The organism is Afipia sp. GW822-FHT04G07, from assembly GCF_058800765.1.
Genome location: NZ_JBXAMP010000001.1, coordinates 2,910,119 through 2,925,218 on the forward strand (window position 1 = coordinate 2,910,119; position 15,100 = coordinate 2,925,218).

General features: G+C 56.4%; 18 protein-coding genes, 1 tRNA gene and 1 pseudogene. 9 read left to right on the forward strand and 11 right to left on the reverse strand.

Annotation, left to right across the window (positions count from 1 at the left end; translation table 11 throughout):
• Positions 1 to 208: 208 nt before the first annotated feature.
• Positions 209 to 1,657, forward strand: coding sequence for an alpha,alpha-trehalose-phosphate synthase (UDP-forming) (locus AC1RKJ_RS14235; protein WP_492791592.1), 1,449 nt, complete (start codon positions 209 to 211; stop codon positions 1,655 to 1,657).
• A 141-nt stretch (positions 1,658 to 1,798) separates the two neighbouring features.
• Positions 1,799 to 1,888, forward strand: a tRNA-Ser gene (locus AC1RKJ_RS14240).
• A gap of 237 nt (positions 1,889 to 2,125) precedes the next feature.
• On the opposite strand, the gene AC1RKJ_RS14245 is transcribed toward AC1RKJ_RS14240, so the two are convergent.
• On the reverse strand, positions 2,126 to 2,479 hold the full coding sequence (locus AC1RKJ_RS14245; RefSeq protein ID WP_492791593.1) for a hypothetical protein: 354 nt from the start codon (positions 2,477 to 2,479) through the stop codon (positions 2,126 to 2,128).
• 27 nt (positions 2,480 to 2,506) lie between these two features.
• Positions 2,507 to 3,388: a universal stress protein gene (locus AC1RKJ_RS14250; protein ID WP_492791594.1), complete on the reverse strand. Its 882-nt coding sequence runs from the start codon at positions 3,386 to 3,388 to the stop codon at positions 2,507 to 2,509.
• Positions 3,389 to 3,520: 132 nt separating this feature from the next.
• Between AC1RKJ_RS14250 and AC1RKJ_RS14255 the strand changes: the two genes are divergently transcribed.
• On the forward strand, positions 3,521 to 4,264 hold the full coding sequence (locus AC1RKJ_RS14255) for a CBS domain-containing protein (protein WP_492791595.1): 744 nt from the start codon (positions 3,521 to 3,523) through the stop codon (positions 4,262 to 4,264).
• A 39-nt stretch (positions 4,265 to 4,303) separates the two neighbouring features.
• Entirely contained in the window at positions 4,304 to 4,918 is a 615-nt protein-coding gene (locus AC1RKJ_RS14260) for a LysE family translocator (RefSeq protein WP_492791596.1), read from the forward strand.
• 42 nt (positions 4,919 to 4,960) lie between these two features.
• Here AC1RKJ_RS14260 and AC1RKJ_RS14265 read toward each other — a convergent pair whose 3' ends face one another.
• From AC1RKJ_RS14265 to AC1RKJ_RS14295, 7 genes are all read right to left on the reverse strand, one after another.
• Complete coding sequence (locus tag AC1RKJ_RS14265; protein ID WP_492791597.1) at positions 4,961 to 5,224, reverse strand: PilZ domain-containing protein; 264 nt, start codon at positions 5,222 to 5,224, stop codon at positions 4,961 to 4,963.
• Positions 5,225 to 5,238: 14 nt separating this feature from the next.
• Positions 5,239 to 5,925, reverse strand: a complete 687-nt coding sequence (locus AC1RKJ_RS14270; protein ID WP_492791598.1) for a helix-turn-helix domain-containing protein — start codon at positions 5,923 to 5,925, stop codon at positions 5,239 to 5,241.
• 95 nt (positions 5,926 to 6,020) lie between these two features.
• A complete protein-coding gene (locus AC1RKJ_RS14275; protein WP_492791599.1) occupies positions 6,021 to 6,452 on the reverse strand; it encodes a response regulator in 432 nt (143 codons plus the stop codon).
• A 42-nt stretch (positions 6,453 to 6,494) separates the two neighbouring features.
• On the reverse strand, positions 6,495 to 7,109 hold the full coding sequence (gene fixJ, locus AC1RKJ_RS14280) for a response regulator FixJ (protein WP_492791600.1): 615 nt from the start codon (positions 7,107 to 7,109) through the stop codon (positions 6,495 to 6,497).
• Entirely contained in the window at positions 7,109 to 8,638 is a 1,530-nt protein-coding gene (fixL, locus tag AC1RKJ_RS14285) for a sensor protein FixL (RefSeq protein WP_492791601.1), read from the reverse strand. The genes fixJ and fixL overlap by 1 nt, the downstream gene beginning before the upstream one ends.
• Before the next feature lie 183 nt (positions 8,639 to 8,821).
• Positions 8,822 to 9,226 (reverse strand): hypothetical protein, encoded by a 405-nt coding sequence (locus tag AC1RKJ_RS14290; RefSeq protein ID WP_492791602.1) that lies wholly within the window; start codon positions 9,224 to 9,226, stop codon positions 8,822 to 8,824.
• 9 nt (positions 9,227 to 9,235) lie between these two features.
• Complete coding sequence (locus AC1RKJ_RS14295) at positions 9,236 to 9,499, reverse strand: hypothetical protein (RefSeq protein WP_492791603.1); 264 nt, start codon at positions 9,497 to 9,499, stop codon at positions 9,236 to 9,238.
• A 195-nt stretch (positions 9,500 to 9,694) separates the two neighbouring features.
• Between AC1RKJ_RS14295 and AC1RKJ_RS14300 the strand changes: the two genes are divergently transcribed.
• Positions 9,695 to 10,123 (forward strand): CBS domain-containing protein, encoded by a 429-nt coding sequence (locus tag AC1RKJ_RS14300; RefSeq protein ID WP_492791604.1) that lies wholly within the window; start codon positions 9,695 to 9,697, stop codon positions 10,121 to 10,123.
• 10 nt (positions 10,124 to 10,133) lie between these two features.
• Here AC1RKJ_RS14300 and AC1RKJ_RS14305 read toward each other — a convergent pair whose 3' ends face one another.
• Positions 10,134 to 10,544, reverse strand: a complete 411-nt coding sequence (locus tag AC1RKJ_RS14305) for a hypothetical protein (protein WP_492791605.1) — start codon at positions 10,542 to 10,544, stop codon at positions 10,134 to 10,136.
• A gap of 61 nt (positions 10,545 to 10,605) precedes the next feature.
• Positions 10,606 to 10,917: pseudogene (locus AC1RKJ_RS14310) on the reverse strand (c-type cytochrome).
• A 174-nt stretch (positions 10,918 to 11,091) separates the two neighbouring features.
• On the opposite strand from AC1RKJ_RS14310, the gene AC1RKJ_RS14315 reads away from it, so the two are divergent.
• The 4 genes from AC1RKJ_RS14315 to ccoO all read left to right on the forward strand — a co-directional run bounded on the left by AC1RKJ_RS14315 (position 11,092) and on the right by ccoO (position 15,099).
• Positions 11,092 to 11,811, forward strand: a complete 720-nt coding sequence (locus AC1RKJ_RS14315; protein ID WP_492792747.1) for a helix-turn-helix domain-containing protein — start codon at positions 11,092 to 11,094, stop codon at positions 11,809 to 11,811.
• A gap of 353 nt (positions 11,812 to 12,164) precedes the next feature.
• Positions 12,165 to 12,611, forward strand: a complete 447-nt coding sequence (locus tag AC1RKJ_RS14320; protein WP_492791606.1) for a hypothetical protein — start codon at positions 12,165 to 12,167, stop codon at positions 12,609 to 12,611.
• Positions 12,612 to 12,727: 116 nt separating this feature from the next.
• Complete coding sequence (gene ccoN, locus AC1RKJ_RS14325) at positions 12,728 to 14,353, forward strand: cytochrome-c oxidase, cbb3-type subunit I (protein WP_492791607.1); 1,626 nt, start codon at positions 12,728 to 12,730, stop codon at positions 14,351 to 14,353.
• An 11-nt stretch (positions 14,354 to 14,364) separates the two neighbouring features.
• Complete coding sequence (gene ccoO, locus AC1RKJ_RS14330; RefSeq protein ID WP_492791608.1) at positions 14,365 to 15,099, forward strand: cytochrome-c oxidase, cbb3-type subunit II; 735 nt, start codon at positions 14,365 to 14,367, stop codon at positions 15,097 to 15,099.
• The last annotated feature ends 1 nt before the right edge of the window (position 15,100 follow it).

Here is a 15,100-nt window from a genome sequence, read left to right on the forward strand (position 1 = left end):
TTCAGCGGTATTTTGAATCGATGCGCGCCGCGAGATTCCGTATGTGTCAAGACTATGCAAAGCGTTTTTAATCAGCCACCCTTCGTGAATGGAACCCGGTTCCATTCATTGTCAGCCAAATTCGACGTCAATCAGTCTGAAGGATGGCAAGGAACCATATTGATGAACAGGTGTTAGTTTTGCGCTTGCGAAACTAGGGAGGGCCCCTGTGGATCTCGTCGTTGTTTCCAATCGTGTCGCGCGCGCAAAAGCAAATGAGCCGATGACCGGTGGATTGGCAGCCGCACTGCTGCCTGTTGTTGAAAAATCTGGTGCGATCTGGGTCGGTTCCTCCGGCCGCGTTCGTGACAACGCTACCAAGGATTCGTTCGCCCAGATCGAATCGCTGGGCGCTGGCGCGTTGGCTCTTCTCGATCTCCCCGCCGCGCACTACGGCGGTTACTATGAGGGCTTCGCAAATTCCGCATTGTGGCCCGCGCTGCATTCCCGCACCGATCTTATTCGAGTCTCGCAAGACGATTATCAATCCTATCGTGAAGTGAACGCCTTCATGGCGCGCGCGCTGATGAGGTTTCAAAAGCCGAACGCGGCGTTCTGGATTCAGGATTACCATTTCCTCGCCCTCGGCGCGGAGATGCGCGCTCTCGGCATCCGCAATCCGCTCGGCTTCTTCCTGCATACGCCATGGCCCGCCCGGCGGATTATTTCCGGCGTGCCGCATCATCGCGAGCTGATCGAGGCGATGCTGGCCTATGATCTGATCGGGTTCCAGACCGAGGACGATTGCGAGAATTTCGCGACTTATCTGCGCAGCGATCTCGGTCTTCAGGTCGACAGGGGAGGAATTGTCACGTCGCAATTCGGTACCTCGCGCATTGCTGCATTCCCCATCGGTATCGATGTTGACGGATTTGCCGCGCAAGCCCAGCGTGCATCGTCGCATCCGGACGTGTCGCGCCTGCGCAAGAGCCTGCACGGCGAGCGTCTGGCGATCGGCGTCGATCGCGTGGATTACTCCAAGGGTCTGGTCAATCGCATCAGCGCGTTCGACCGGCTATTCGAGATGCAGCCGTCGTTGAAACGCTCGGTCTCGCTGCTTCAGATCGCAACGCCGTCGCGCGGCGGCATCGAGGCCTACTGCAATCTGCAGGACGAATTGTCGAAGCAGGTGACCGAGGTCAACGGGCGTCATGGCGAGGTGGATTGGACGCCGATCCGCTATCTCAGCAAGGGCTTCAGCCAGACCGTGCTGGCCGGATTCTACCGTGCCGCGCAAGTCGGCGTGGTCACGCCGTTGCACGACGGCATGAATCTGGTCGCCAAGGAATATGTCGCAGCCCAAAATCCGATCGATCCGGGCGTCCTCGTGCTCTCGAAATTCGCCGGCGCGGCAAACGAACTCGACACTGCGTTGCTGGTCAATCCGCATGACATCGACGGCATGGCACGCGCCATCGCTGTTGCATTGTCTATGCCTGCCACCGAGCGGCGGATGCGCTGGGAAGCGATGATGGTCAAGCTGCGCGCCAGCACGGTTCATAGCTGGTTCGCGGATTTCATCGATGCGCTGGAGAACACGCATTTGGCGACGGGGCCAAACCTGCCGTCCGCCGTTGTCCGGCCGCTACGTACCGCCGGCAGCAGGCTCTATCACTGAGCGCGGACCACGCGGACCGGTGGTTTTCCCGTCTGGTTGGTCGCCAAATAACGATAGAACTTCAGATATTTACGGAATATTTGCCGCTAGCGCCCGCGCTCTCTTGCAAAACGGCGCGTGCCCCTTCATGACAGCGCATCCGGAGGGATGGCCGAGTGGCTTAAGGCGCACGCTTGGAAAGCGTGTGTGCGGGAAACCGTACCGTGGGTTCGAATCCCACTCCCTCCGCCAGCATCCCCTCGCTTAGCTATCCCCAGTCGAAACTATAGCTGTAAAAAGCCCATGTTTGCGGGATTTTACTGCCAATGGTCGCAGGCGCGGTGAGCAGACCTCGTTACAATTCCCACATCAAGCCAACCAGTTTTGCCGTTACAGAGCATTCTTCCTACATGGGGAAGGGCCGCTAACCGCGCGTTTGACGCCCGTGCAGCGGACAAACAGGCTCTGCTCAACGTGGTAGCACCGTGACTATTGTGGCCTTCCTTCGCTCCCCGGGATTAAGTAGTCGCAGAGAATATCCGTAGCTTGATAAGCTATGTCTCCACCAGGACTGCAGTATTTGCGGACCTCAATCCAAGGCTTCTTCAAGCCGACTTTTTCAGGGTCACCACGCTCAAGTGCGCCTTCTAGGGTTGTGACGATTGTGTCAACGTCCAAATCTGCGCGTTCCAAAGCCCCTGACACGTAAGAAATCACGATGTCGCGGTTCGAGCGCTTACAAAATTCCAGCATGCTAATACCGTCTGCCTTTGCAAGCACAGCGAAGAGCAACGCCATCCCCGCGGCAAGCATTCGTCGACTCTCTCGGGTGGCTATAGTCATGGTGACATCGTCCGGAACTCAGTTGCGTTAGTGCGACAGCATGATCCAGCAGGGAGGATTTGTCAGAACGGAGCGTGTCGCGCCACCGAGAATGAATTCCCGTAGCTTCGAGTGTCCGTAGGCACCCATCACGAGGAGATTGGAATTGTGATCAGCAACATAGTTCTCGATGAAGTTTCCGATTGTATGCTGGTCAGTCTTCTTCACTTCCTCGTAGACGGTGTCGATGCCTTCGGAATTGAGCTGTTGTGCGATCTCGCGTCCGCGGGGAGCTGACGGCATAGACTTATCGTCCATTGCTGAGAATATCCGAACGTGAGACGCGCGGCGCAGAAACGGCATGGCATCGCCGATGGCCCGGGCCGCGGGCCGGCTGCCATCCCACGCAACCGCGATATTCGCAAAGGATGTTGCCAGATGACGAACCGGACGCTCTGGAAATATCAGAACCGGGCGGCCGGAATCGAAAATCAGATGTTCGGCGATCTCCTGATGAAGGCTGTCGTCCCGGCGAACAGGGAGGACGGTTAAGTGATGAATACGAGCCTCCTCCACTAGGAGATGGAGGCTTTCATAAAGGGTTCGCTTTTCGATTTTGCACTTCGTCAGAACAGAGCGGTCCATCGCGATTTTCCGGAAGGTGTTCGCGAGATCCTTGGCGTTCGCTGCACTTTTTCTTGCTTCGGCTTCGAGAAATTCTCCGACATCAGCGCCCTCGAAATACAATCCCGGTTCGATCTCCGTTTCCATAACGAGGGCCGAGAGGCGCGTGCGAATTTGTCGACGGGTTCCGATAGTGTCGCAAGGCTTTGACAAATTCTCCGCCAGATCCACGACCGCGCCGATGGCGGCTGCGTCGGTCGGCTCCGGATAGTTGAGGAGCGGAAAAAAGACATCACGAATGGCCATGGCGGATTCTCCCTTTCGCACATCATGCTGGGGAAGGCTGTGAATCGTGTTGATCTGGATCAGAGGCTTCGCTTCCAAGAAGAATAGTCTGTTGGGCAGTCCAATCTTGGCGTCGAGCCTCAGGAGGAGCGAATGAAGGCCCATCACATCATGACCCATCATGTCATTACAATCGGCCCCGATGCGACGCTCGCTGACGCCGCTCGGCTCATGCTCGCCAACCACTTCAGCGGCTTGCCCGTCGTTGACGCAAAAGGCGAGCTTGTCGGCATCGTGACAGAGCGAGATTTTCTTCGCAGGCAGGAACTCGATACCCAGCGGAAGAGGCCGCGTTGGCTTGAATTCATCTTGGGCCCTGGCCGCATGGCCGAGGATTATGTGAAGACAGCAGGCCGCAAGGTTCGCGAAATTATGACGCGGAATCTCTACACCGCGGCTGAAGAAACTCCGTTGGCCGAGATCGTTTTGCTCATGGAAAAGCATAACATCAAACGCGTTCCCATTCTGCGCGGAAAGAAAATTGTGGGCATGGTCAGTAGGCAAAACTTCGTACAAGCTGTTTCGAGTCTGTCGCGGGGGCTGACAGATGTGACGCCGGACGACACCAATCTCCGCAGCCGCATCCTTGCGACCATAGAAAATCATCACTGGGCTCCGATCGGTATTAATGCGATCGTCCGGAATGGCGCCGTCGATCTGTGCGGTGTCATAACCGACGAAGACGTGCGTCAGGCCATCATAGTTGCGACGGAAAATGTCCCAGGTGTCGAACAGGTCCATGATCACCTGGCGTGGGTCGACCCGATGTCCGGCATCTACCTTCTTTCGCCCGAGGAAGAGATGGAGAACCCTTCCGTGCAGGTGAAAGCGTCGTAGGCGGACCCAATACAGAAAGCCTAATTCACGGCCAAATCCTTGCTCAAATTCGTATTCACCGTACTGTTGCTGGAACTAACGCCCGGGCCGAACATGGCCTACCTTGCTGCGTTGTCGTTAACGCGCGGCCGTGTTGCTGGTCTGATTGCGACCGCAGGGATTGCTCTCGGCCTTGCCACCCATGCCGTGCTTGTAGCGCTCGGTGGGGGAGCTGCTATTCAAAGCTATCCTGTCCTGTATGAATCGGTTCGGTGGGCCGGCATTGCATATCTTGTCTTCCTGGCTTGGGAAGGTTGGCAGCCAGTGCCAGAAACTCTGTCCAAAGGACCGTTTGTTCCGGGTTTCGCCGGATCTCTTTTCTGGCGCGGATTTCTCTCGAACGTCTTTAATCCGAAATCGATTCTGTTCTTTTTGTCGGTCGTGCCGGGCTTCATCGATCCGGCCAGCGCGCGGTCTGTCGACGGCCAGTTGGCAATACTCGGCACGCTCGCCGTTGCTGTGGCTTCATTGGTGCATTCGGCCATCGTGATCGCGGCTGATCAATCGGGTCGATGGATCGCCAATAACCATATGCGCTGTATCGTCCGGCGCGCGCTTTCGGCGATACTGGCGCTGATGGCGGCGTGGTTGGCTTGGGCGGCCATCGCTGGTTAGCAGCGAGAGCTACTCTTATTGAGACGAGCTTGACGAAGGCTATCAGCGCTCAAAGGTCACGCCGATCTGGTCTTCTCGGCGCCAGACGACCCGGCATGGACGCCGCCGGTGTTCCATTTCAAGAATCAAAACAAACGCGTCTGGCAGGTCTGAAGAATGTTTGAGGCTGAGCGCGGCACCAGTCGTCGAAAGATTGTGAACCGTGCAGATGACCGAACGGCTACCGACAACGATCGATCCGGCTTTATGGATCTTGCGTCTGACCGCGGCGCGTTTTTTTTTCATTGAAGCGGGCTTGCGATCCATGACCTCATCCGAGTTCACATATCGATGCTGTGCAGCTTGCGGCGATTGCGCAGGATGATCTGGCGCGCGCCGGAAAAATCCAGCACGCCTTCGCTATGAAGTTGTGACAACGCGCGGGATATCGTCTCCAGGGTCAGGCCCAGATAATCAGCGATGTCCCTCCGGCACATCGGAAGAGCCATCGTGCCAATCACCGCGAGGCGACGGTCCATCTCGAGAAGGAAGGTCGCAACGCGCTCGAGCGCGGTCTTTCTGCCGAGCAGCAGCATATGATCCTCGGCGTGGCGCAGGTCGCTTGCCGTCATAGTCCAGAGATTGCGAGCGACATGAACATCGGTGGCTGCCGCTTGTTCAAGGCCGCGCCGTTTGATGAGGCGCACCGTCGTATCAACAATGGCCTCCGCAGTCAGGCGATGGATGCTGCCGGCTACCAGCCCGAAAACGTCGCCCGGCAGGTGAAATGCGCCGATTTGACGCCGGCCGTCGGACAGCAACTTGTAGCTGCGTACGGCGCCGCTGACGACCTGATAAACGTAATCCGCCGGCTCGTCTTCTCCGTAGATTTCCTCGTCTCGCCCGTAGCAGAATTCGGTCGCAACAAGGTTGGCGTGCCCGGCAACAAGGCCGAACTGATCTGTGGCAGGCACCCTGTGGATTATCGCTTGGCTGTTGACGATTGTATCGGTGGATTGGATGAGCATGGCCATCTCCTTCGGCGGCAGATGGCTGTTTCTACAAGAGGTGATGCACCTCAGGATATTTCGCTCGATATCTTAAGGGCTGCACCCTAAGTAGTTCACCGGAGGTTGTCGTGGCGGTTTCGCTGGACTGCGGTCCGAATCTTGGAGGCCAGATTCTCCTCTGCATACGGTTTGAGCAGAACCAGATTTATTCCAGCGCCAGCCGCCTTTGCCTGGATATTTTCGTCCGGGTATCCCGTAATCAGAATAATCGGAACGGATACATTTCGCTCCCGCAGGCCGGTTGCGACGGCTATGCCGGTCATGTTGGGCATCTTGAAATCGAGAACGTAGCAATCGAACTGCTCAGTGGATGCGGCGTCCAGCATCGCAGTGCCGCTCTTGAAGGTCTGGACATCGAAACCTTCCGTTTCAAGAAGAAACCGGAGCGAACTGAGGACGTCGAGGTCGTCATCGACCACGCAGATCCGCGATTTTGTGAGAGGTGAGGCCATTGTGAAGGGCCCTGGCGAGTACGAGTAACGCATGCCCTAACATAGCGGTGCGCCGAAAGGCAGTCTTGACCTGCCTCAATCCTTCAGGATTCCGCCACGCATCGCCAACCGGACCAGTTCGGAGATGCTGCTGGCCTGCATCTTCGTCATGACGTTTGCCCGATAAACCTCGATGGTCCGGGGACTGATGTTGTAGTCGCGTGCGATCAGCTTGTTGGAGAGTCCCGCAACAAGGCCGTCCATCACCTGTCTCTCCCGCGGACTGAGCGACGCAATCCGCGAATTGATGTCCACGTTAATAGATTCGTTCCTCGAATTATCGGTTGCCTGGCTTAGAGCGGAACTGATCATGGTGACGAGACGCTCGTCCTCGAATGGCTTCTCAAGAAAATCTATCGCGCCGAGCTTCATTGCTTCCACAGCGAGAGGAATATCGCCGTGCCCGGTCATGATGACGATGGGGAGCGTCTTCGGCTCCTTCTTGAGCTGCCGCAGCAGGTCAATCCCGTCCATGCCAGGCATCCGCACATCGGAGACCACGCAGCCAAACGCTAAGCTCGGCATGTTCTCAAGAAATTTTAGCGCGCTATCGAAAAGCGTCACATTGAAGCCGGCCGAGCCAAGCAGAAAATCGAGCGAATCCCGCATCGCAGGATCATCGTCGATAACATACACATTGCCTTTAGGCATTACTCCAGACCTTCGCTTGATGAGGCGGCCGGTAGGGTAAAATGAAATGTAGCGCCACCCGATGGGTTGCTTTCAACGGACATGCGGCCACCATGTGCTTCTATGATCGTCCGACTGATTGAAAGCCCCACGCCCATCCCTGTTTCTTTGGTCGTAAAGAACGTCTGAAATAGCTTTGTCTGGACGTCATCGCTGAATCCATGGCCCGTGTCGGACACCTCGACTTCGATCATATCTTCGGAGGCCTTGGCATTGGTCACCACCAGTTCTCGCCGGTTGGTGTTAGCCATAGCTTCAAGCGCATTTCGGAACAGATTGACTAGAACCTGTTGGATCTGGACTCGATCGACGAGCACCAGATCGCAGTCGGGGTCAAGATTGAAGCGCAGCAGGATACCTTGCTCTCTGGCACCTGTCAGGCCAAGTGCACCGGCTTCTTCGACCAATTTTGACAGGCTCTCGACGCGCTTTTCGGATTCCCCGCGCGCCACGAAATCGCGGAGCCGCCGAATAATTTGTCCTGCGCGGAGAGCTTGCTCCGCCGCGCGATCCATAGCGGTGGCGATTTTTGCGAGGTTAGGATCTTCGCTTGAGGCCAGCAAGCGTCGTGAACCCTTCATGTAGTTGCTGATGGCTGCCAGCGGTTGGTTCAGTTCGTGCGCGAGCGCAGATGCCATCTCTCCCATCGCGCTCAGGCGCGAGACGTGAGCAATTTCGGATTGAAGTTCTTGAAGTCGTGCCTGCGTTTGCTGATATTCGGTCAGATCACGGACGAATCCAGTGAAATACGGTTGTCCGCTGGATTCCATTTCGCCGATGGAGAGATGCATCGGAAATGTAGTTCCGTCCTTGCGTTGGCCGGTTACGATTCGGCCTATCCCGATGATATGCCGCTCGCCCGTCGATTGATAACGGGCAAGGTATCCATCGTGACGCCGCCTGTCGGGGTTGGGCATCAGCACACTGACGTTCTGGCCGATAGCCTCCCGTTCGGTGTAGCCGAATTGCCTTTCGGCGGCGCTGCTGAAGAATTGCATGATGCCGCGGCCGTCAATGACAATCATCGCATCGGGAATCGTCTCTAGGATGGACCTAAGGTGCCCCTCTCGCGTCCTCAATGTTTCTTCAACCTGCTTTTGATCGTCGATGTCGAGAATAATACCGCTCAGATGAATAGGTGTGCCGTCGTTGCCTTTGATGACGCTGCCACGGGTGCGAACCCAGTGACTACGGTCGTGCGTTCCGCGCACCCGATACTGAATATCCAGGTTGCACCCGGTCTCGACAGATCGCTGCACCGCGAGTTCGGTGCGCTCGCGATCCTGCGGTTCAAGCAGCGAGAGAAAAGCCGCATAGCTGACAGGCTGATCGTCTGAAACGCCGAGCAGGTTTCGTGCCGCGGCCGACCAGATCATTTTTCGGGTTGAAAGATCGAGATTCCAAGTGCCGATACCGGACCCGTCGATACCAAGCCACAAATGTTCGTCACGAAAGGGCCCGTCGGACGGTGCCTCATCGGTTTTGGTCAAGATCCGTCGCCTCTAGATCCCGGGGCCGGGTCTCATGCCTTGCAGGGAGATATCGCGGCAAGAACCCATTAGCGGAGTATTGGCCCAGTTGGAGGCATTGCTCAAGTCCGAACCCTCATTCGGGTGGTTTGAAGGCACGATAGCCGGTTCACGCTGGCATTCTTTTCAGCCGCGAGACCCGTCTTAAGCGATCGGCTTGTTCGAACCTTCCCCATGAATCGCGGTCATAACGAGACCGTACGAGGCTTCAAGGATTTCGTGACCGTGCGTAAACAGATGCTCGTAGCTTCGATGGAAGCGCTCCATCTGCTCGTGACCGGAATCCCGGAGTGCGGCAGCCAGGTCTTTGACCGAATGCGCCTGAACGATCCTTGACGTGAACTCCTGCGCAACGCTCATCCCGGAGCGTGCAAGCTCCAGGGCGTCCTGGTTGGCCTGTATAAGCTCGTACAGTGCTAGTTTCTGTGTGCCGAGGGCCAGCCGCGTTCCCCGGCTGGCAATCTCGGTTAGCTGCGATGAAACATCATTCAGTTTCTGCGAATCAGACGCTTCTTCTCGACGGTAGATGGGCATCTCTGGTTTCTGCATGTGGAATACTCATTCTCGAAAGGACTGACGGTCAGCGTGCAAATCAAGCGGCAGTAAGTTTGCTGTCGGCAAGAGCGCCCGCCGGGAGGCTTGCTCACTGTCGGACCTTTTTGTGGAAACTGAATCGACAAGCAATTCGGCGTCTCTTACGACTGCGACCATGAGCTGTACAGCCATCGCATTGAGTTCAACGGCGACCTTCTCGTCCGAGCAGTTTTGCGCGAGCTTCATGCAGCGCTGTGAACACTCGCAAACAATGTCTGAGATGTGCATACGGTTTCTCCCAACTGGAGAAACGCTAACTCGCGCCATGATGATCCGTATTGATCTGAATCACGCCAGTTAGACTCCTCGTCAGCGGTACTATTGATCCCGATCAAATGACGTTCCCGAAATGTGCGGTCAAATGTCCGATAGTAGCGCAGGCCGTGCCTGATCGCTCTGGTCGTTCATTTGCAGGATACGCCTTTGTACAAATTTCTTCAGGGAACTGTTGCCGGCTGCATGACACGCTCCGTAAAGGCGGTGACGCGCGATCTGACGATGCGAGCGTTACTGTTGCTGTTCGAGCGGGACGATTTCAATGCCTATCCGGTTGTCGAAGGCGCCCATGCTGTAGGACTGGTGACCAAGCTGGATTTTCTAAGATGCTTCGCTTTCACGCCCGCGCAAATGGTGCCGCGTTACGACGATCTCATGAGCAAAGTCGTCGCCGATGTCATGCAACCGACGTTCATCTATGTTAGCTCGGAAACAAAGCTCACGCGTGTTTTGCAGCTCATGGTCGAGCATCGCTTGAGAAGTGTTCCCGTGATTGATGCGGAGAGGCTAATCGGCATCGTTTCAAGGGAAGATATTATGAGGTCGCTGAAGCGATGTACCGGCGTAGACAACTAGATTGTCAGCTCTAAAGCGGAACAGCCGATACAACGCGGTAGGTGTGTGTGCGCCCTTCGTCTGCTATTGAGACGTACTCCCCCGGTACGAATTTTTCGTCCGATAAGTGATATCCCGCCTCGTCGTCATGGTTGCCTGCAATGTCGTAATGGAATGCCCAGTGGTCGCCGGCGCGATGAACGAGGTGACCGAGATCATCGGGTTTCCCGGGTCGGAATCGCGCGACCCGGCAGGCCTCGCGATGCCTTCTCCACATCTTGAAATCGAGCCAGCCCTCGGGATCAAGTGGGGCGATGAATACGTAAGCTATTCCCGGATCGCCAAAGGGGTGTCCAGGCTCCCGCGCGAGTTCGAGTCTGATCTGGCGAAAGCTCGGTGGCAAGCTTGAGTTCAAAATTGGTCGGGGCGTTGGTTGGTTCATGACGCGGGTCTTTCTATCTGTCGTCCCAATAGTATGCGGTGATGAGTAAGAGCAGCGCCTTCTACTCAAGGCTTTTCATGAATGAGATAAGGTCGCCGATCTGATCCGGATCGAGTTGAAATACAGGCATCGTTGGATGTCAGGTATAGATCCCTTCCGCGAAGGCTTCTGCGAGCGTGTCCACTTTATAGCGTCGATGAAGGTCGCGGAACGGAGGAGCTATCTTCAGCGGGCTCGGACTGAACCGGTCGATAGCGTGACAGCGCGCACAGTTTGCCTTCGCAAAAACAAACCCCCGCTGCTCGCCAAGGGATGCAGCTTGGATCGGTGTCGCCAGTATTGCGATTGCGAGGCAACCGTAAAGGTAGCGCATGTTCGATATTTCGGTATGAAGCGTGGGGTACGTATGCACTGCTGATTTTGCGACGCTCGCGTCATTCCGCATTGACTTGGATCAATCCACCACCGTCAAAGTCGGTATGGTGCTGTCGTGAAAGGACCGCTTTGCGCTTCAGCGAAACACCTGTTGCGAAAGCACGATTTACAGATGTGTCATCGCGTATCTTCGAGTTATCTGGATAGTGGCCCCGCGGGCTGCCCTCTGTGCACCATACGTTCGCTTAGCATCTGCGGTGCGCTCGATGAAAAGGAACTGCAGGAGCTGGCAAGGCTGTCACAGCGCGTGCGTTTGAGTTCTAAGGCGCTGCTATTCTCTGAGGGCGATCATTCCGATGCGACCTACAACGTGTTTGAAGGAGCGGTCCGCCTTTCCAAGTTGCTGCCTGATGGCCGGCGTCAAATCATTGCGTTCGCGCTTCCCGGTGATTTCATCGGAATTGCGCCCGGCGCTTGTTACGGCTGCTCAGCGAATGCGATCGGGCCGGTTGCGGTATGTCGACTTGTGAAGGGGTCTTTCGCCCGTTTCGTGGAGAGCAAGCCGAGCATGTTGCAGCGGATGAATGAATTTGCGCGGCAGGAGCTCATATCGGCTCAAGACCACATGGTCTCGCTCGGACGAAGATCTGCCGAAGAAAAAGTCGCGGTATTCCTCGTGGGGTGGCGGAACCGGCTGCAGAAGATCGGCCGAGCCGCCAAGACGGTCTACCTCCCCATGAGTAGGCAGGACATCGCGGACTATCTTGGCCTGACCGTCGAGACTGTCAGCCGGACACTGACAAAGCTTGAGCGCGACGGTGTCCTCGTTATCGTTCCTGGTGGCGTTCGTCTGATGGATACGAGACGAGCCGAAGCGTTGGCGGCAGCTTGATCTCCCGCAATCTTGGTTGGCCGCAGGAATGCAAAGTATGTCGATAGTCTGTACGGATTTGATCCGCATCAAAGACGCACTCAAGCCGATACTGCATGCTGCGCCCAGCCAAAAATGGGAGAGCGGTTATGCCCACCAATGCAATAATTCTGTCCGTGATCATTCTGGTGATGTTCGTGGCGTTCGGTGCCGTCCTGATGTGGGCAGACTTTCAGACTAGACCCCATCGTCTGAAGCCCGAAGTCACAAAGCGCCGGCGAAGAGCGTTCTGAACGGCCGGTTAGCGGAATTTCCAGCGGCTTTGAAAAATGTCGCGGCCCGCGAACGAATTCACTTGGTTGCAGGAGGTCTCAATGGAGTGGCGACCCGGACGTCTCGAAAGTGTTCCAATGATTGGCCATATTATTTCATGGGCAAAGAAGCTCTCGTTGCGATTCGACCAGTCAAACGAGCTGCAAAAGCTGGATCCGGAAGAGATCAACAGGATTGCCAGAGATTTTGGAATCTCCGTGCCAGAACTTTTGACGCTGTCGAAACGCGGCGCCGGCGTTCAGGAGCTTCTTATGCAGCGGCTCGCCGAAATGGGTATGTCTGAAGAACTTGTGCGTAACAAACACCCGACTGAGTTCCGTGATCTGAATCGTGTTTGTGCCAGTTGCGTTTCGGCGAAGCGATGCGCGAACGATTTTCTGCAGAACAAGCTAGGCCATTCAGAATATTGCCCCAACACGGATACCTTAGAGGGTCTTCGCGTGAGGGGCGACGTGAACGCCGGGTCACATTTTCGACCGTCGAACTAACCGTGACAGATTGCGCGGATTGATCTCGATCAAAGCTTTCATCGGAAAGCCATGATTGATGAGCGGACAGTCACAGAGAAGCGTCAATCATGAATGTGCAAAAAGAGATAAAGTGGATGACGTATGGAGAAAGCAGCCTCGCTGCTTTTTTTGCGTTATCCGTATTCGTCTGTTTGTTCGCGGCCGCCGACGCCGAGGACACGGCATTTGCATTCCATGCTAGCCTGAGTATGGCGGCGAGTCTGATTGCCACATTCGCGATTCTCAATCGTTACTTCGACAGGCCGACATCATTACCTCCGCAGGAGATTGGCGGACGACCGAACTACAATCTTGGGCCGATCAAGTTTGCGTCGGTTATGGCGGTATTCTGGGGCATTGCTGGATTTGCCGTCGGCGTTCTCATCGCTTCGCAGCTCGCATGGCCGGCATTGAACTTTGATCTGCCTTGGACAACGTTCGGAAGACTCCGGCCGTTACACACGTCGGCGGTCATCTTCGCCTTCGGCGGCAATGTTCTAATCGCGACGTCTCTCTACGTGGTTCAGAAGACGTGCCGCGTGCGTCTTGCGGGAGATCTGGCTCCCTGGTGCGTCGTGCTCGGATACAACTTCTTCATTCTGATCGCCGGGACCGGCTATCTCCTCGGCGTGACCCAGTCAAAGGAGTATGCCGAGCCCGAGTGGTACGCCGACCTTCTGTTAACGGTCGTGTGGGTAACCTACTTGCTGGTGTTTGTCGCGACGCTGGTCAAGCGCAAGGAGCCGCACATCTTCGTTGCGAACTGGTTCTATCTCGCCTTCATCGTCACGATCGCCGTGCTTCATCTCGGCAACAATCCCGGTGTGCCGGTCTCATGGTTCGGTTCGAAATCGTACATCGCCTGGGGCGGCGTGCAGGATGCGATGTTCCAGTGGTGGTATGGCCACAACGCGGTCGGGTTCTTCCTGACGGCCGGCTTCCTCGCCATCATGTACTATTTCATTCCGAAACGGGCGGAGCGGCCGGTCTATTCCTACCGCCTTTCGATCATCCACTTCTGGGCGATCATTTTTCTCTACATCTGGGCTGGCCCGCATCACCTGCATTACACGGCGTTGCCGGATTGGGCGCAGACGCTCGGCATGACGTTCTCCATCATGCTGTGGATGCCGTCGTGGGGCGGCATGATCAACGGTCTGATGACCCTGTCCGGCGCCTGGGACAAGCTGCGAACGGATCCCGTTCTGCGAATGCTGGTGGTTTCCGTTGCCTTCTACGGCATGGCCACGTTTGAGGGGCCGCTGATGTCGATCAAGGTCGTGAATTCGCTCAGCCACTACACCGACTGGACCATCGGCCACGTGCATTCGGGCGCGCTCGGCTGGGTCGGATTCGTTTCGTTCGGCGCGCTTTACTGCCTCGTGCCCTGGCTGTGGAACCGCAAGGGACTCTACAGCCTCAAACTCGTCAACTGGCACTTCTGGATCGCGACGATCGGCATCGTTTTGTACATCTCCGCGATGTGGGTGTCGGGCATCCTTCAGGGTCTGATGTGGCGCGCCTATACGTCGCTCGGCTTCCTTGAGTATTCCTTCATCGAAACCGTCGAGGCGATGCACCCGTTCTACATCATCCGGGCCGCGGGCGGCGCCTTGTTCCTGATCGGTTCGCTGATCATGGCCTACAATCTCTGGATGACGGTGCGTGTTGGCGAGGCTTCGGAAGCCGCACCGACGCCTGCTCTTCAGCCTGCTGAGTGAGGAGCGAGCGCATGTCCCTTTGGAAACGTCATCAGATCTTCGAGAAGAATTCTGTCGTCCTCATCATCGGCATTCTGGCGGTCATCGCGATCGGCGGTCTTGTTGAGATAACGCCGTTGTTCTACCTGAAAAGCACGATCGAGAAGGTCGAAGGCATGCGGCCATACACCCCTCTCGAACTGGCCGGGCGCAATATCTACGTCCGCGAAGGTTGTTATCTCTGCCACTCGCAGATGATCCGGCCGCTGCGCGATGAAGTCGAGCGCTACGGGCATTATTCGCTCGCGGCTGAGAGCATGTACGATCATCCGTTTCAGTGGGGCTCCAAGCGGACTGGTCCGGATCTCGCGCGCGTCGGTGCAAAGTATTCCGATGAGTGGCACGTCACGCATCTGGTGAATCCGCGCGCCATCGTGCCGCAGTCGGTGATGCCCGGCTATCCGTTTCTATCGGAGACCGAGATCGACGCGGGGACCATTGCCGGTCATCTCCGTGCCAACCGCACGGTGGGCGTGCCGTATTCGGACGATCAGATCGCCAATGCGGCCGCGGATCTCAAGGCGCAGGCCGATCCGGATAACGGTGACGTCGACGCACTGGTCAAACGTTATCCCAAGGCAATCGCCAGAAATTTCGACGGCAAGCCGGGGAATCCAACAGAGATGGATGCGCTGGTGGCCTATTTGCAGATGCTTGGGACGCTTGTGGATTTCAAGCTGTACGACGAAAAAGCAAACCTTCGCTAGG